The organism is Mucilaginibacter sp. P5_A6 (assembly GCF_056400585.1).
Genome location: NZ_JBFUKZ010000015.1, coordinates 25,326 through 43,863 on the forward strand (window position 1 = coordinate 25,326; position 18,538 = coordinate 43,863).

Annotated in this window: 8 protein-coding genes; 6 read left to right on the forward strand and 2 right to left on the reverse strand. The window is 42.9% G+C overall.

The window, feature by feature from the left end:
• Positions 1 to 207: 207 nt before the first annotated feature.
• A complete protein-coding gene (locus AC1DO4_RS16405) occupies positions 208 to 3,150 on the reverse strand; it encodes a TonB-dependent receptor (RefSeq protein WP_477417684.1) in 2,943 nt (980 codons plus the stop codon).
• A 339-nt stretch (positions 3,151 to 3,489) separates the two neighbouring features.
• Here AC1DO4_RS16405 and proB point away from each other — a divergent pair, with 339 nt between their 5' ends.
• The 6 genes from proB to AC1DO4_RS16435 all read left to right on the forward strand — a co-directional run bounded on the left by proB (position 3,490) and on the right by AC1DO4_RS16435 (position 16,850).
• Positions 3,490 to 4,569 (forward strand): glutamate 5-kinase, encoded by a 1,080-nt coding sequence (proB, locus tag AC1DO4_RS16410; RefSeq protein ID WP_477417686.1) that lies wholly within the window; start codon positions 3,490 to 3,492, stop codon positions 4,567 to 4,569.
• A gap of 3 nt (positions 4,570 to 4,572) precedes the next feature.
• Positions 4,573 to 5,817: a glutamate-5-semialdehyde dehydrogenase gene (locus AC1DO4_RS16415; RefSeq protein WP_477417688.1), complete on the forward strand. Its 1,245-nt coding sequence runs from the start codon at positions 4,573 to 4,575 to the stop codon at positions 5,815 to 5,817.
• 1,063 nt (positions 5,818 to 6,880) lie between these two features.
• A complete protein-coding gene (gene mnmA, locus AC1DO4_RS16420) occupies positions 6,881 to 7,969 on the forward strand; it encodes a tRNA 2-thiouridine(34) synthase MnmA (protein ID WP_477417690.1) in 1,089 nt (362 codons plus the stop codon).
• Positions 7,970 to 8,177: 208 nt separating this feature from the next.
• Positions 8,178 to 10,574 carry a type I DNA topoisomerase gene (topA, locus tag AC1DO4_RS16425; RefSeq protein WP_477417692.1) on the forward strand — a complete coding sequence of 799 codons (2,397 nt, stop codon included), beginning with the start codon at positions 8,178 to 8,180 and terminating at the stop codon, positions 10,572 to 10,574.
• 110 nt (positions 10,575 to 10,684) lie between these two features.
• Positions 10,685 to 11,089 carry a hypothetical protein gene (locus tag AC1DO4_RS16430; RefSeq protein ID WP_477417694.1) on the forward strand — a complete coding sequence of 135 codons (405 nt, stop codon included), beginning with the start codon at positions 10,685 to 10,687 and terminating at the stop codon, positions 11,087 to 11,089.
• Between the two features lie 166 nt (positions 11,090 to 11,255).
• Positions 11,256 to 16,850 (forward strand): alpha-2-macroglobulin family protein, encoded by a 5,595-nt coding sequence (locus AC1DO4_RS16435; RefSeq protein ID WP_477417696.1) that lies wholly within the window; start codon positions 11,256 to 11,258, stop codon positions 16,848 to 16,850.
• A 397-nt stretch (positions 16,851 to 17,247) separates the two neighbouring features.
• On the opposite strand, the gene AC1DO4_RS16440 is transcribed toward AC1DO4_RS16435, so the two are convergent.
• The gene (locus AC1DO4_RS16440; protein WP_477417698.1) at positions 17,248 to 18,279 is read right to left on the reverse strand and encodes a glycoside hydrolase family 53 protein; all 1,032 of its coding nucleotides are present in this window, start codon (positions 18,277 to 18,279) and stop codon (positions 17,248 to 17,250) included.
• Between the last annotated feature and the right edge of the window lie 259 nt (positions 18,280 to 18,538).

Below are 18,538 nucleotides of genomic sequence, written 5' to 3' on the forward strand. Positions count from 1 at the left end.
AGAAGTCACAGTATAGTCTTTCCGTATTTATAAAGTTGGTTAATAGATCAATTGTTGCGGCGGTATTTTTGAACTTTTAAGAGAAGTTATTGCTTAGTTCCAGGAATTTTGCAACTGTAATAATTCATTTTTATATCAAGCAAAAAGCGGATGAGTTCCCCCATCCGCTTCAAAAAAACTATATAAAACGTATTAAAAAGCTGTTGTTTATTTGCCGGCCAACAAACCATCCAATGTAACCGATACATAATACAAACCACCAATAGTAGGGCCACCCGCGTATTGGTAGTAGCGTTTGTTGAATATATCGGTTGCGCCTGCCTTAAAGGTGGCATAGTATTTTGGTACACGGTAAGTAACCTGGGCATCAAATGTACCTATTGCCGGTACTGTACCTGTTACCAGCGGGCTTTCCCACAGGAATGATTGTTGCCATTTGTAAACAATGTTGAAGCCTACATTTTTAGCAACTTCGCGGTTACCAAATGATACGTTCCCCGACCATTCAGGAGTATTAAAGCCGGTAACAAAAATATCTGATTTTGATTGTGCCTTCAGTTTATTGAAGCTTACGTTACCAGATACAGTATATCTTTTATAGAAATTATAGCTGATACCGGCAGATGAACCATAGTTATTATAAATGTTTTTAGCATTGGTATAAACGCGGTACCTGCTTTGGCCCTGGCTTGCAGCGTTGCTGGCAGTTCCGGTAGTTGGGTCGCGGTTAACATCAAGCATAGCCAATACCCCGGCATCTGAGCCAACTGTAGCACTATTAGGCACAAACACCTGCACCTGGCCTAAAAATCCATTATAGCGGTTGGTATAGGCATCCACATCAATAAATACTTTATTGTTCAATATAATACCTTTGTAACCTACTTCATAAGAAGTGATCTGCTCTGGTCTTGAAGGCGGCAAATCGGCAACTTTTAACAGGTTCCTGTTGGCTAAAGCAACCTGGTCGGTACCACCGGCAGCATTTACTGCAGCGTTAAAAGCAACTACAGACGACTGGGTATAACTGTTACCTAAATAACCCAATCCATCATTTATAAATGGTAAGCTGCCCACACGTTTAACACGACCATTGTTTACATAAGACAATGCCTCGAACAATGATGGGAAACGGTAACCATTCTGGAAGGTAAACCTAAAGTTATGATTCTCATTTACGGTATAAACTGCCGCTAAACGAGGCGTAAACTTAGGATCAAAGTAAGGATTATAATCCCATCTGATTGAGCCGAATAGCTTTAATTTTTCATCGAAGAAAGTTTTGGTTACCTGGGTAAATGCTCCATATTTTTTGTAGATCACATTTTTGCCAAAACTACCATCGGCCAAAGGTGTGTTCCTGTCGGCAATCGAACGGGTAAAATCAACAAAGTTATTACCATCCGGGGTTATGGCGTATACACGCACATCGCCGCCAACCAGCAGGTCGACCACCTTTACCTTGTTTGTTAAATCCCATTGGGCTTCAGCGTTATATAAATGGCTTTTTTGAACCAGCGCGGCGCCACCTGTAGCCGGGGCATTAGGTATCAGGCCCGATTTGATGTCCCAGTTATTAATACCGATAATGGTTTTTCTTAAGGCATCAAATGCTTTTGTACCAGGTTCTACCCTTCCCGCGTCTGCAGCAGCTCTTGCATATTGCTCGGCAGCAGCCAGGTTTGCAGATGTTAAACCTCCGTTTGCACTACCATAAGAATTAAGCGCATTTTTAAAGCTTGTTCCCCATACCGAGTTGCTTGCATGGTTCAGATCAAGGTTATCGGCCAAAGGCTTTACGTTGAACGAATTGCCGGTATTTTCTATCGACTCATAAGCACGAACCAAAAACTCTTTGCCTTTTAACTCAACTTTATGGTTTTGTACCGTTGCGTCCTGTAACGAAATTTTGTTACCGCGCTGAAATACGCCATCCAACCTACCGTAGCGGTAGGTGTAAGACAATACGGTATTGGGCGTTAATTTATAAGATAGTGTACCATCAAGTTTCAGGTTAGTTACCTTAGGGCTTACCAGGTCAACTTCATTATATCCTGTACGGGCAACGGTAAGGCCCGGCATTGTTTTACCATCAACGGTAAGGCCTTTCACAACAACGGTATTACTTCCGGCAAGGGCATCATCGCCATATTTGTTCCAGCCATCATAAGCAGCATTGCTTGTGCCTGTGAGTGCAGGAAAGCCCGGATTTGCGGTTTTCAGGTTGTAAGGGTTTTGATCTTTACGTGTATCTGATTGCCAGTCGGTACCCTGCATGTAACTTACATTCAGTTTAAAGGCAAATTTATCATTCCAGGCTTTGGCATAGCGCAAAGCGTCCTCGGTAAGTGAACTTGCACCTAAACGGTCGTTACCTACATGATTTAATCCCTGGCGATGGTAAAAACTCAGTCCCTGGTATTTAAAAGGATCTTTGGTTATTAAATTTGATAAGCCGTTTATGGCGTTAGTACCGTAAAGGGCCGCTGCCGCGCCCGGGGTAATTTCAATACTTGCAATATCCAGCTCGGTTGGGCCAATAGCATTACCAAGCGGTACACCTAAAGTAGCCGATTGCATATCAACACCATCAACCAGCTGCATAAACCTGAAGTTGTTCGGGCTGTTAAAACCACGCGTGTTAGGTACCTTAAGGGTGATACTGGTCGTAGTCATCTGTACGCCTTTCACGTTCTCCAGTGCGTCGTAAAAGCTTGGGCCGGGAGATTGTTTAAGCGCGTTGATGCTCAGTTTTTCGATAGCTACAGGAGAGCGAAGCAGCTTTTCTTCTTTACGGGATGTAGTTACCACCACCTCGTTAATCAATAACGATTGACTTGATAACTGGATATTTAAAGCGCTGTTGGCGTTTTTAACGTAAAACTCCTGCGGCTGAAAACCTAATGCGGTAAAAATTAAAGTATAGGGTAATTTGGCACTTGTTGTTAAAGAAAATTTACCCGTGCTGTCAGACGCGGTTTTGTTTGTAGTTCCTTTTATGCTTACGGTTGTACCTACAAGTGGTTCGCCATGGTCGTCTTTTACAACGCCGCTTATTATATAAGAACCATTAAGCTGTGCATGGCCTATTGCCGGGACAAGGACAAGAAAAAGTACTATGAGTTTAATCGTATTATGAAGAGTTTTCATGAAGGGGGTTAGCGCAAATTTTTAAGTATGTGTTTAATTAATTTGATGTAGATAGATGTATGGGGGCCTATCAACAACAACACATATTAACGAGCTGCATTTTAAACTGATTAGAGGTATTAATTAAGTAAATATGATACATAGTCTATGGAATTAGTCGACAAAAATATAAATTATTTGCTTTGTGTCAACATTTTTCTTGTTTTTTCTCGATTTTTTTGGATAAATACACATATACTTCTATTAAATCTACCATTTTAGTGGATATATTTTCAAATAATCCGGTCCTGTTCCGTGTCAATTTTGTAATATTGGCGGTTCAATCTGTACTACGGCAAAATGTCTTTTAATTACCAGCGCATCATCATTAAAATTGGCTCCAATGTGTTTACTCAGGAAAACGGCCTTCCCGACCTGCAACGCATTGAGCACCTGGTTGGCCAGATAGCCGCGATCAAAAAACAAGGTAAAGAGGTGATCCTGGTTTCATCGGGTGCCGTAGCATCCGGCAGAAGCCTCATCAATATATCCGAAAAGTATGATGCCATAGCCGCAAGGCAGCTCCTGGCTTCTATAGGGCAGGTAAAATTGATAAATACCTACTCGCAGTTATTTGAGCGTTTTGGGATCCTTTGCTCCCAGGTATTGGTTACCAAGGAGGATTTCAGGGACAGGATGCACTATCTCAACATGAAAAACTGCCTCGACCTGTTGTTACAGCACCAGGTGATACCTGTAGTTAACGAAAATGATGTGGTATCGGTAACCGAGCTGATGTTTACCGATAATGACGAACTGGCCGGCTTAATTGCCTCCATGCTAAATGCCCAGGCATTAATTGTATTAACAAATGTTGACGGCATTTATAACGGCGACCCAAAAGCGCCGGGATCCGCTGTGATTGAAGAAGTTGCGGGCTCTGTTGTTGATTTTGCCGAGTTTGTTTCATCTGGCAAATCGCAGTTTGGTCGTGGTGGGATGATCACCAAGTCAACCATGTCGCAAAAAACAGCTCAATTAGGCATAGCGGTGCACATTGCTAACGGCAAAAGGGATAATATACTTACCGATGTGTTGGAGAACAAGGTGATCCATACCCGCTTTATCCCTAACAAAACAGCTTCGGGTAAAAAGAAATGGATTGCCCATTCAGAAAAATCGGCTACTGGTTCAGTTCAGGTTAATGCAGGAGCTAAAGCAGCGCTGGTATCCAGCAAGGCCACAAGTTTATTACCCGTGGGCGTTGCCAAGGTAATAACCGACTTTAAAAAAGGCGATATCATTAAACTGGTTGATGAAAGCCATAAACTTATAGGCCTTGGCATTGCCGAATACGGCTCAGATAAAGCCCGGGAACGGATCGGCCAAAAAAATCAGAAGCCTTTGGTACATTATGATTATCTTTATTTACAGGGTTAACACATGAATTACAATCAATATTTCCAAAACGCACTTATAGCTGGCAGAAAGCCAACCCTTGCCCCTGCCCTTATAAACGAGGTTTTAAATGATGTAGCTGCAGAGGCTGTTGCCCAAACAGATGCGATATTAGCCGAAAACCAAAAGGATCTTGACCTGATGGATCCAGAAGATCCAAAATATGACAGGCTGAAACTTACAGCTGCCCGTATTGAGGCTATTGCAGGCGATATGATCAATGTAGCCAACCTCGATAGCCCTTTGGGTAAACAGCTTTCCGAAACGCATATGCCCAATGGCTTATCCATTACCAAAGTTCGCGTACCGCTGGGTGTGGTAGGTGTAATTTATGAGGCAAGGCCAAATGTTACCTTTGATGTATTTGCGCTGTGCTTTAAAACAGGCAACATCAGCATTTTAAAGGGCGGCAGCGATGCGGATCATTCAAATCGTGCCATTGTATCCATAATACATAAAGTACTCGCAAAACATCATGTAGACCCGAATGTAGTTACACTGCTCCCCGCCGAGCGCGAGGCAACCGCAGCATTGTTAAACGCTATTGGCTTTGTGGATGTGCTGATACCACGCGGGAGCCAGTCGCTGATAGATTTTGTGCGAGATAACAGTAAAGTACCGGTTATTGAAACAGGCGCGGGCATTGTACACACCTATTTCGATCAATCTGGCGACCTGCTTAAAGGCGCCGAGATTATTGCCAATGCCAAAACACGCCGGGTTAGCGTATGCAATGCCCTGGATTGCCTGATAATTCATGTCGACAGGTTAAATGATCTGCCGCAGCTTGCCCATATCCTGAAAGAGAAGCAAGTTGAAATTTTTGCCGATGAACCTGCTTACCTGGCTTTAAAAAACGATTACCCTGCAAACCTTCTCCATAAAGCAAAGCCGGAACATTTTGGCACCGAATTTCTATCGATGAAAATGGCCGTTAAAACGGTGGATAGTTTTAAGCAAGCTTTAGAACACATAGCCGTAAACAGTTCCAAACATAGCGAGGCAATTATATCCGAAGATGCTGAGAACATAGCGACCTTTTTAAACGACGTTGATGCCGCAGCGGTTTATGCCAACGTATCTACCGCGTTTACAGATGGCGCACAGTTTGGCTTAGGCGCCGAAATAGGTATCAGTACGCAAAAGTTGCATGCCCGCGGCCCTATGGGCCTGGATGAGCTTACCAGCTATAAATGGATAGTTAAAGGCGATGGGCAGATAAGGAATTAATAACCCGTCCCAGAGTTTATTGCATAAAAAAAGGTGCTTTCCAAAAAGCACCTTAATTGTTTCTTGTTTAGCGGACTTACTTAATTAAGTAGTTCGCAATGGCTACAAAACAAATGATCATCAAAATTACTCCTTGCAACTTCTGTTCTAATGTTAATTGGCGTATCATTTTATTAAATTAATTAGGGTAAAGCAAATTTATATTGTAAATCGAATGTTACAATAGGCAATATCATTTTTACGTTAATTTTAATAAACAGTACGAAATGTTTTAGAATAGTCAACTCCACATTTATTCTTTAAAAAATTAGCAAAAAAAATCTTTTAACATTGAAATAGTATTAGTGTAACATTACGTTAAAACAGAAAATTCAAGCAATAAAAAGCCTTTTAAACGCATTTTTTTTTATTCATCGACTTGAAATGCAATTTTTAGCTAAAAACCTGATAACTCCGCAATAAGAAAATATAGTCCTTTTATTATAAAAGATACACCGCGATTTGACTTTTTTTCCTTATCCGTCAGATATATATTTTTCAAATCATTTGGAATTATTGCAGCATCCCCGTTACATTTATTAAAATTATAAACCAGTTAAAAATGCCACAGCACATCATGACCGTATACCTGTTAGTCGCCTTTATGGTGGCAGGTATACTTATCAATTCCCGGATTAAACAATGGCTTAATAAAAAAAGTTAGTCGTTTGTATTAAAGATTCTAATTTGATATAGATATCTTAACCCTTCCAGTATGTAAAAGTATAGCCCGTTGTACAATGGGCTATACTTTTATCCTGAGTAAACAAGACTAATATTTAATGGCATAAAATTAAATTTATGCATAATTAAAACTTTACATAGTCTATATAACACACTGACCAACAGATTAAATTAACTATTGATTAAATAGCATCTTTTATAATTTACAAATTTGATAATGGCAAAACGATGTATTACCTAACTAAATTCCTGCACTTAAGTACGCCCAACGTAAATCTTACCCTATCCTGACCCAAGTCTCTATCAACATAAATCACAATATCGTATCTTTGCGCCTATTATGAGTAAGCATGGCAGGATCTTAGTGGCAATGAGCGGTGGCGTTGATAGTTCGGTAGCGGCAGTGATGCTGCATGAGCAGGGCTATGAAGTGATCGGCCTTACCATGAAAACCTGGGACTATGCATCATCCGGAGGCAGCTCCAAAGAAACCGGCTGCTGCAGTCTGGATAGTATTAATGATGCGCGTGCCCTGGCCGTAGGTTATGGCTTTCCGCATTACATACTGGATATCCGCAATGAGTTCGGCGATTTTGTGATCGACAACTTTGTTGATGAATATCTTGCAGGCCGTACCCCTAACCCATGCGTATTATGCAATACACATATTAAATGGGATGCCTTATTAAAACGTGCCGATAAACTCGATTGCGAGTTTATTGCTACAGGCCACTATGCAAACATTCGCCTGCAGGATAACGGCCGTTATGTAATATCAAAAGGCAAAGACGAAAACAAAGATCAATCATACGTGCTTTGGGGAGTGTCTCAAAAAAACCTTGCACGTACTAAATTTCCTTTAGGCAGTTTTTCTAAACCCGAAATCAGGCAAATGGCTATGGATATGGGGCAGATTGAACTGGCCGGTAAAAGCGAAAGCTACGAGATTTGTTTTGTACCCGATAACGACTACAGATCGTTTCTAAGGCATAAAGTAGAGGACCTGGAGGAACGTGTTGCCGGCGGCAATTTTGTACTCGCTAACGGCACTGTAGTAGGCAAGCACCAGGGATATCCTTTTTACACAATAGGTCAGCGTAAGGGTTTGGGCATTGCTTTGGGGCAACCAATGTTTGTTACCAGTATCGATCCGCAAACAAATACTGTTGTTTTAGGTACAGCTGACGAATTGGAACGCAAACAGGCCTGGGTAAAAAATCTTAACCTGGTTAAATACGCCAGTATTACCGAGCCTATAGAAGCGATCACCAAGATCCGGTATAAGGATGCAGGTACCCAAAGCAGTATTGTGCAAATGGGCGAACACATGAAGGTTGATTTTCACCATAATGTTTCTGGCATAGCCCCAGGCCAGTCGGCTGTGTTTTATGAAGGTAACGATCTGCTGGGTGGCGGTTTTTTAATGTAATCCTTTATTTGCTGGAATGTTTTAAGGTTGGAATCTTGCGATGTTATCGATTGCAATATCCGGTGTTTTACCTTCCGATTTTATTACAGTCTATGCTCGCCAAAGCAACATTTTAACCTTAAAACATTCCAACTTTCTAACATCTTTAGCAAAAACTAATTGGCGTTTCGCTTTCTTTATGTTTTATTTGCAAAAAATAACTGCTTAAATGGCCAAAAATTTACTGATAGTTGAGTCTCCGGCGAAAGCCAAAACCATCGAGGGGTACCTTGGTAAAGACTTCATAGTGAAGTCGAGCTACGGGCATATCCGCGATTTGGTGAAGTCTGAAGATGCGATAGATATAGGTAACAACTTCGCTCAAAAATACGAAGTGCCTGCAGATAAGAAGCAGGTAGTAAGCGAGTTGAAGAAATTGGCTAAAGAAGCAGAAATGGTTTGGCTTGCATCGGATGAGGACCGCGAAGGAGAAGCTATATCGTGGCACTTATTTGAAACCCTTGGCTTAAAGGATGCATCAACCAAACGCATTGTTTTTCATGAAATCACAAAACCTGCAATATTAAAAGCAATTGATACCCCGCGTAAGATTGACTACAACCTGGTGAATGCCCAACAGGCCCGCCGCGTTTTAGACAGGCTTGTGGGTTTCGAGCTCTCCCCTGTTCTTTGGAAAAAAGTGAAGCCATCACTTTCTGCCGGTCGTGTGCAATCAGTAGCTGTACGACTTATTGTTGACCGCGAACGCGAAATAAATAAATTTACATCAGAGGCGGCTTTTAAAATACTGGCTGTATTTGGCAAAGGTAAAGAAGCCTTTAAAGCCGAGCTTGCCGAACGTTTTACCAAACAGGAAGATGCTGAAAAGTTTTTACAGGATTGTATAGGGGCTGATTTTGATGTGCGTTCGCTGGAAACCAAACCTGCCAAACGCTCACCAGCTGCGCCGTTCACTACATCAACATTGCAGCAGGAAGCCAGCAGGAAGCTCGGCTACTCAGTAGCACGTACCATGCAGGTAGCGCAAAGGCTGTACGAATCTGGTTATATAACCTATATGCGTACAGACTCGGTAAACTTATCCGAAACCGCATTAGATGCAGCTCAACAGGAAATTGTATCAGCTTATGGCGACAAATACCATCAGCTAAGAAAATATAAAACCAAGAACGCAAGCGCGCAGGAAGCTCACGAAGCTATAAGGCCAACCTATTTTAACAATCATACAATCAACGGTGAATCTAATGAAAAACGCCTGTATGAATTGATCTGGAAACGCGCCATCGCATCGCAAATGAGTGAAGCGCAATTTGAAAAGACTGTTGCAAAAATCAGTATATCAACCCGTAAAGATGAGCTGACCGCTAATGGTGAAGTAATGAAGTTTGACGGTTTTCTGAAAGTTTACCTCGAATCGCAGGATGATGAGGATGAGCCGCAGCAGGATGGAGACAATGCCATGTTGCCGCCTTTAACCAGGGGCCAGCGCTTAGCTTTACAGGAAATGTCGGCCACTGAGCGTTTCTCGCGCCCGCCTGCACGTTATACAGAGGCAAGCTTGGTTAAGAAACTGGAAGAGCTGGGTATTGGTCGCCCGTCTACCTACGCTCCTACTATTTCAACCATACAAAACCGCGGTTATGTGGTTAAGGAAGAGCGTGAAGGTAAATTACGCAACTTTAGGGTACTTACTTTAAAAGGTGATCATATAACGAAAGAACAAAAATCAGAAAATACCGGTGCCGAGCGCGGCAAATTGTTCCCTACCGATATTGGCGCTGTAGTAAATGATTTCCTGGTACAATATTTTAAAGAAATAGTCGACTTTAATTTTACCGCCAGTGTTGAAAAACAATTTGATGAGATTGCCCAGGGCTTAAAAGAGTGGACAGATATGATCCGCAAATTTTATGATCCTTTTCATAAAGGTGTTCAAAGCACTATTGAAACCGCTGATAAAGCCACAGGCGAGCGTGAATTAGGTGTTCACCCCGAAAGTGGCAAAAAAATGTCGGTACGTATTGGCCGTTACGGTCCCTTTGTACAGGTTGGCGAAAACGCTACAGACGAGAATAAAGAAGAAAAACCACTTTATGCCAGCTTAAGAACCGGCCAAAGTATAGAAACCATCAGCCTTGAAGAAGCTTTGGAGCTATTTAAACTGCCTAAAGTTGTTGGTGAATATGAAGGCAAGATAATGAAAGTTGCTATTGGCCGTTTTGGGCCGTACATCAGTCACAACAGCGCGTTTGTTTCTTTACCAAAGGATATTGATCCGCTGGATGTTACCGAAGAGCAAGCTATCGAGCTGATTGAAGCAAAACGTAAAAAAGATGCCGAGAAGCTGATCAAAGCGTTTGATGAGGATCCGGAAGTAAAAGTATTGAATGGCCGTTGGGGCCCTTACATAGAATTTGGCAAACTAAATGTTAAGATCCCGAAGGATAAGGATCCCCTGACCCTAACTTATGAAGAATGCAAGGCCTTAGCTGATGCCATGCCTAAAGATGCAAAAAAGGGACGCTTTGGTAAAGCGGTTGCTTCTGCAAAACCGGTAGCCAAGAAAGCACCTGCTAAGAAAAAAGCACCGACTAAGAAAAAGTAAGTTATTGGTGAATGCTTGATTAGGTGAATAGTTGTAATAGTAAGTCGTATCGTATTAATATCCAACCACTCACCTAATCAACCCAATCAACCGCTCACTAAATAAATAAAATGATAAAAGACCTCCCCGATAACAGCGTTAAAGATATTGCCATAGCGGTAGCTCTGGAGCGCGAAAGTGTGGAGAGTAAAATCTGGTACGTATACCTCATTAACCTAAAAAATGAGCCTATAGAGAACGTACTTATTACCTCAAAAGGTTATGGTGAAAAGGATGGCGAACAGGTAAAAACCTCTACTTTAAGACACATGATCCCGGTTGTGGGCAGTAAGGGCTTTAAGCTTATCGAGCCTATTGATGAGCAAACCTTCGGCCTTAATAATGAGTATTGGCTCAGTTATTATATCGGCACAAACATCTTCGATAAAAAATTCATTTTCCTGCCAGAGAGCATTGTAGAAATGAATTTCATCAAACTCCCGGTGTTAAATAAACCCGGTGTTATGATATTGTAGTTGCCATTGGTCATTTAGGAAAGCTGGTTTGACGAAGATTGTTTTAACTCTTTAACATAATCAAACAACTCATCATCCACTACTCCCCACTCACTATTAAATATTTCTCAAATAATTATTTGTTGTTATAAATTTTATACATTCATGCAATAAATAAACCTATTCCATGGATAACGGATATACCAGCTTCCGCAAACGTAAAAGTATAATTACAATTGGTTCTGCGCTTGCAGTACTATTAATTATCGCTTATCTTATTGCTAACGGCCGCAAAAAAACAGTGGTTGATCCTGCCTTCGGCAAGTACATCGAATCTTATACAACTGGCGTTATCTCCAAGGAGAGCCCTGTAAGGATCCGTCTTGCCAGTGCGGTGCAGGTTACTCATCAGCAAAACGAAGCGATTAGTAACGATCTTTTTGATTTTTCACCGTCAATAAAAGGTAAAGCATATTGGATTGATGCCCGCACCATTGAATTTCGCCCCGATAAAAAGCTCGATCCCGATAAAAGTTATAGTGCCGAATTTAAATTAGGGAAACTTATCGATGTTCCCTCCGGCTTTAACAAGTTCAAATTTGGTTTCCAGGTAATTAAGCCGGATTTTAACGTTGCATTTAACGGACTGCAAACAGCTACCAGTACATCTGCTGATGAAATGAAACTGGAAGGCGATATCCAAACTTCCGATACGGAAGATCCCGCATTGATTGAAAAGATCATTACCGTAAACTACACATGGCCGGTTAAAATTACCTGGGATCATAATGTTGTTACAAAAACGCATACATTTAAAATAACCGGGCTAAAACGACAATCGGGCGCGGTTACGCCTGTTACCATTAACTGGGATGGCAGTGCTTTAAATGTTGATAAAAAGGGCGATCAGCGTTTTGATGTACCCGCGATAGGCGATTTTAAGGTGCTGAATATTCGTGCAGTGCAGGATAACGACCAATATGTATTGGTACAATTCTCGGATGCTATAATGGTCGGCCAGGAATTGAATGGCCTTATTGGCATCGCAAATATAGGCGATGCGGCCTATACCATTGATGGCAGTATGGTTAAAGTATACGCTTCTGAACGCCTGCAGGGCGATTACAGCGTGTTTGTAAATGAAGGGGTCGAAAATATTGCTCACAAAAAAATCACTAAAACTTATACTGGTAATGTATTTTTTGAAAACCGCCTGCCAAATGTAACTATCCCGGGCAAAGGCGTAATTCTGCCCGATTCGGGTAAATTGATGATGCCTTTTGAAGCCGTGAATCTAAAAGCGGTTGATGTAAGCATCATTAAGATATACGAAAGTAACGTACCACAATACTTCCAGAACAACGATTTTAATGGCGGGCAGGAGTTGCGGCAGGTTGGTAAACCTATTGTACAAAAAACCATCCGGCTGGACAAAGATAAAGGGGTAAACCTGAATAAAAAGAATCGTTTTATGTTGGATCTCGACCAGATGATCCGCACAGAACCCGGCGCTATTTACAGGGTGGTTATAGGCTTCAGGCAGGATTATTCGCTGTACAACTGTAGCTTGGGAGGTACGGTAAAAAAAGACGACGACGAGGGGTATGAAGGTGAGGGAGAATACAGCAATAATGCCAACAAGGTAAGCGACGAAGACGATGATTTTTGGTCGAGATATGATAATTTTTACCCTGAAGGCTACAGCTGGCAGGATAAGGATAACGCCTGCACGCCATCCTACTACACCAAAACACGCTGGGCTACCCGCAATATAATCGCATCAAACATTGGCCTGATTGCCAAACGGGGTAACAATAACAACATGCTGATAGCGGTTACTGATATCATGACCGCCAAACCTATGGATGGTGTGGAATTGCAATTACTCGATTATCAAAAGCAGCTGATCTTAAAAACCACATCAGGATCTGACGGGTTGGCCAACTTTGAACTGAAACGGAAACCATACCTGCTGGTAGCAAAAAAAGGCCGTCAGCGCGGGTATTTAAAACTTGATGATGGAAACTCGCTGCCCCTCTCCCGCTTTAACGTTAGCGGAGAACAGGTTCAAGGCGGATTAAAAGGTTTTCTTTATGGCGAACGTGGTGTTTGGCGCCCCGGCGACAGTATATTTATGACCTTTATACTGGAAGATAAGCTAAAAACCTTGCCAGCCGATCACCCGGTTGAGTTTGAACTGACAGATCCCAACGGAAAACTTTACAGGCGTATCACGCAAACCAAATCATTGGATGGTTTTTATAGTTTCCATACTGCTACAGAAACATCTTCGCCTACCGGGAACTGGACAGCCCGGGTAAAAGTGGGCGGGGTTATTTTTGAGAAAAAGATTAAGGTGGAAACCGTTATGCCAAACCGTTTAAAACTAAGCCTTACGTTTGGCGGCGCTAATGAACTCACCAAAGGCAACAATGCCAACGGCAAACTAAGCGCGCGATGGCTGTTTGGTGGGGCTGCCCAAAACCTGAAAGCCAAAGTTGATGCATTTTTAACACCGCAAACAACCAGCTTTAAAAACTATAAGGATTATGTTTTTGATGATCCTACCCTGGCCTTCAATACCCAAACCCAAACCGTTTTTGATGGCAAGTTAAGTGCTGATGGTAATGCCGATGTTGATGCTAATGTAAACGTAGAGAAACAGGCGCCGGGGCAGCTGCGGGCCAACTTTTTGGTAAAAGTATTTGAACCGGGTGGCAATTTCAGCATACAGCAGGTTACCATGCCATATAATGTTTACCCCGGCTATGTGGGTATCAAAACACCATCTGGCAGCGAACTTTCGGGGATGCTGGTTACCGATAAAGATCACCAGGTTGATATTGCCGATGTTGATGTAAATGGCAACGCTTTTACCGGTACCCGCACTGTTGAATTGGAACTGTACAAAGTACAATGGCGGTGGTGGTGGGATCAAACCGGGGATGAGACGAGCAATTTTACCCAGGACAAATATAACAAGCTCATCAAAACCCAAAATATACAGCTTACAAACGGGCGTGGTAAATGGACATTGCGTATCCCCAAAGCTGATTGGGGGCGCTATCTCATTAAGGTAAAAGACGAACAAACAGGTCACTCAACCGGCAAGATCATTTATGTTGATTGGCCAAACTGGTCGGAAAGGTTGCAGCAAAGTAACCCTACCGAGGCTGCAATGCTCTCCTTTACTTCGGATAAACCTGCATACAAGGTTGGCGAACAGGCTACTTTAACCATCCCTACAGCCGCTGATGGCCGCGCTTTAATCAGCTTTGAAAATGGCAGCAAAGTTTTAAAAACTACCTGGATAGATACTAAAAAAGGGCAAACCCAATATAGTTTTACCGTAGATGCCGAAATGGCGCCTAACGTTTTTGTGAATGTAACCCTGCTGCAAAGACATTCACAAACAATAAACGACCTGCCTATCCGCATGTATGGCGCCATACCGCTTACCGTAAACAACCCCGAAACGATATTGAAGCCGGTTATCAGCATGCCGGATAAGATCAAGCCCGAAACACAATCGGCCATAACGGTATCCGAGGCTTCGGGTAAGGAAATAACCTATACCATTGCTATTGTTGATGAGGGTCTGCTGGATATTACCAATTACAAACTGCCCGATCCGCATGATACCTTTTATGCCCGCGAGGCGCTTGGCGTAAAAACATGGGATCTGTTTGATTATGTGATCGGCGCGTATGGCGGTGGACTGGAACGGATATTAAGTATAGGTGGCGATGGCAACCTGGGCACCAACAAAAATGTATCTGTAAACCGATTTAAGCCGGTTGTGAAATTCATGGGCCCGTTTCACCTTGGTGCAGGCGAAAAGCAAACCACGGCCTTTAAACTACCGCAATATGTAGGTTCTGTAAAGGCAATGGTTGTGGCTGGGCACGATGGTGGCTATGGTATTGCCGAAAAAGTTGTGGCGGTTAAAAAGCCGCTGATGATATTGGCTACTTTACCGCGGGTGTTAGGTCCGGGTGAAAAAGTGCAGCTACCTGTTACTGTTTTCGCTATGGAACCTAATATCAAAACAGTTACAGTATCGGTACAAAGTAATGCGTTCAGTAATCTTGCGGGCAACAATATCAAAACGTTCACTTTTACCAAAACAGGCGATCAGCTGGCAACCTTTGATTTAGATGTAAAGGACTTTGTGGGTGTAGGCAAAGTGAAGATCATCGCCAAAAGCGGATCAGAAACAGCAGCTTATGATGTAGAACTAAATGTGCGTAACCCTAATCCGCCGGTAACCCGCATCTTACAGAAAGAGCTTAAACCGGGTGAAACATGGAGCACCGCTTACCAGGCAATAGGTATAAGCGGCACCAATAAAAACACTATGGAGGTTGCCTCCATCCCACCGCTAAACCTGGATAAACGGCTGGATTACCTGATAGATTATCCTCATGGTTGTGTAGAGCAAACCACGTCGGCAGCCTTCCCACAATTGTATTTGAGCCAATTGCTTGATCTGTCGCCGAGGCAAAAGGCAGAATCAGAAAGGAATATCAAGGCTACTATTGCCAGGCTCAATGGATTCCAGGTACCCGGCGGCGGCTTAAGCTACTGGCCCGATGGCGGCAGTGCAGATGAATGGGGAACCAATTATGCCGGGCACTTTATGCTGGCTGCGCAGGCTAAAGGTTACAGCATGCCTTTAGGATTTATAGCGCAATGGAAAAAATACCAAAAACAAAAAGCCTTGACCTGGGCGCCGGATAGCAGGAGCTTTTATGGCGATGACCTTAACCAGGCGTACCGCCTGTATTTACTTGCTTTAGCCCGCTCACCGGAATTAGGGGCGATGAACCGTTTACGCGAATTTAAATATTTAAGCGTAGAAGCTAAATGGCGCCTGGCCGCTGCATATAAACTGGCCGGCCAACCCGAGATGGGTATAGGGATGATTGCAGGTTTACCAACTACAATAAAACCTTATAATACCATGTACGGCACTTATGGTTCCGACCTGCGGGATGAGGCGATGATATTAGAAACACTTACATTGCTTGGTCAGCAGGCAAAGGCAGCTGCGCAGCTTAAAACTGTAGCTGCAAGGCTTTCGCAGGATGATTGGTATAGTACCCAAACAACCGCCTACTCGCTGATAGCTATTGCGCAATATTGCGGGCAGAATAAATCATCTGGTAAGATGACCTTTAATTTCCAGTCGGGTGCTGCCAGGGCTGATGTTAGTTCACCGTCCTACATTTGGCAAAGCGCCTTAGCTACAAACGGTGGTAAAGTAATGATAAAGAACTTAGGCACAAACAGACTGTATGTGAGGCTGATACAAAAAGGACAGCCATCATCTGGCCTCGACGTGAAAACGTTTATCGATCCGCAGGTTTTACAGATGCGGGTTGGCTACTTTACCCTTGGCGGTAAACCGATCGATCCATCCTCATTGAAACAGGGAACTGACTTTGTGGCACAGGTGAACATTAAAAACCCCGGCAGGCGCGGCAGATATGATAACCTGGCCCTGAGCCAGATCTTCCCATCGGGATGGGAGATATTGAACAGCCGGATGCTGAACAGTGATGAAGCCTTCAAATCATCCCCATCCGACTACAGGGATATCAGGGACGACAGGGTTAACACCTATTTTAGTTTATCCGAAGGCCGCGAGGTTACCTATTACGTAATGCTGAATGCTGCTTATGCGGGCAGGTATTATTTGCCGGCGGTGTATTGCGAGGCGATGTATAACAATTCGATCAATAGTTTGATTAAGGGGCAATGGGTTGATGTGGTGAAGTAGTTGATGCTGCAGACAGCTTATTATGGCGGGTGTGAAATAAGGGGTACTTTGAGAGGCGATACTTACCAGGTTTTTAAAAACCTGGTAAGTCTTTCATTCTACAATCCATCTCATCACAAAGAACCTTTTCACGACGCATTTTAATTGGATATTTTTTCCTTTTTCAGTATATTTGTATGGGTAGCATGCAAAAAGGTTAACACGCTGATTAATCGCCTTGGCTCTTTAAAAAAAAGCAACTCTACAAATAGAAAAAAACAGCACAATCACCTGGTTACCATTCAATTAGATTAAAAACAGCAGTAACACAAAGGGTACTCAAAAGTGATCCAAAAGTATTGCAAAGGTGATCCAAAGGAGTACAAAAGGTGCTTGAACGGTGTGTGTAAAGTATAAATTAATTCGCAAACGCATCCAGCGCAGCGGTTGGTTTACCCGAGTTATCAAAAGCGCCTAAACCATAGCCCTGCCAGTTGTTGTATGACTCCGGCTCCCAATAAAAAACGCCTTTGCCCCCATTGTTATTAACCGATTTTACTTTGCTGATGATATCTGAAAGAAAAGCTTTGCCCTCTGTTGGCGCATCGGCCTCCATCCCTACTTCAACAACCATAACCGGGGTTGAATAACGCGAAATCATATCGTTCATATTGGCTAAACACTGCGTAGTGAGGGTTTGCCAGTTTGTTTTTGATGGATAAAGCGACATGCCTATAATATCCCATTTGGCGCCGTTGGCTTTCAACCCATCAAACATCCAACGGAAAAGATTATTATCATAACCATTGGAGAGATGCACAATTACCTGCGTTGCTGGGCTCACCTCTTTAACTGCCGCGTAACCGCTTTTAACGAGGGCGGCAAAATTAGCCATGCTTTTTGAGGCACGGCCATCCTCCCATAGCATGCCGTCGTTGGTTTCGTTGCCTACCTGTGCCCATACCGGTGTTATACCATTGTCTTTTAGCGTGTTCATCACACTTTTGGTATAATCGTGCAAGGTGGTGGTGAGCGCGGCAAAATCAAGGGCGGCCCAGGCGGCGGGCTTGGTTTGTTTACCAGGATCGGCCCACCAATCGCTGTAATGAAAATCTATCATAATTTTAAAACCCTGAGCCTTTGCACGGTTAGCTTTTGCTACCAGGTCGGCAGTGTTACAGTAACCATCTTTGGGATTAACCCAGGCCCGCAGCCTTATAGCATTAAAACCCAAGCTTTTTAATAATACAAAAAGATCCTGTTGGGTACCGTTCTTATCATAAAACTTAATGCCTTTGGCTTCCATTTCGGTTACCCAGCTGATGTCTGCACCCTTGGCTATGGTTTCTGGTGGTTCAATTATAACTACGGGAGGATTTGTTTTGCCTTTTGAGCAGGAAAAACTCAGACAAAACAGGATCAAAAAACAAGAGCACAAGATCTTATTCATATTAACGCGAATTTTATAGACACGAATTTCACGAATTGAGTCGAATTTCACGAATTAGATCCAAGCGTCATTGCGAGGTACGAAGCAATCCCCGCCTTACAGGGCAGCTTTGCAAATCAGATCTGCATAGTCGGGGATTGCTTCGTACCTACCTATGACGTATTTGCTAAAGAAACTCTTTTGTCATCCTGAACGCAGTGAAGGATCTACTCTCCACCATACTTCTTCGCCCTGTACAGTCTACGAATAGATCCTTCAC

Bases quoted from the DNA above. Each gene is read 5' to 3' on its own strand.
- AC1DO4_RS16405 (WP_477417684.1), bottom strand. From the start codon at position 3,150: ATGAAAACTCTTCATAATACGATTAAACTCATAGTACTTTTTCTTGTC.
- proB (WP_477417686.1), top strand. From the start codon at position 3,490: ATGTCTTTTAATTACCAGCGCATCATCATTAAAATTGGCTCCAATGTG.
- AC1DO4_RS16415 (WP_477417688.1), top strand. From the start codon at position 4,573: ATGAATTACAATCAATATTTCCAAAACGCACTTATAGCTGGCAGAAAG.
- mnmA (WP_477417690.1), top strand. From the start codon at position 6,881: ATGAGTAAGCATGGCAGGATCTTAGTGGCAATGAGCGGTGGCGTTGAT.
- topA (WP_477417692.1), top strand. From the start codon at position 8,178: ATGGCCAAAAATTTACTGATAGTTGAGTCTCCGGCGAAAGCCAAAACC.
- AC1DO4_RS16430 (WP_477417694.1), top strand. From the start codon at position 10,685: ATGATAAAAGACCTCCCCGATAACAGCGTTAAAGATATTGCCATAGCG.
- AC1DO4_RS16435 (WP_477417696.1), top strand. From the start codon at position 11,256: ATGGATAACGGATATACCAGCTTCCGCAAACGTAAAAGTATAATTACA.
- AC1DO4_RS16440 (WP_477417698.1), bottom strand. From the start codon at position 18,279: ATGAATAAGATCTTGTGCTCTTGTTTTTTGATCCTGTTTTGTCTGAGT.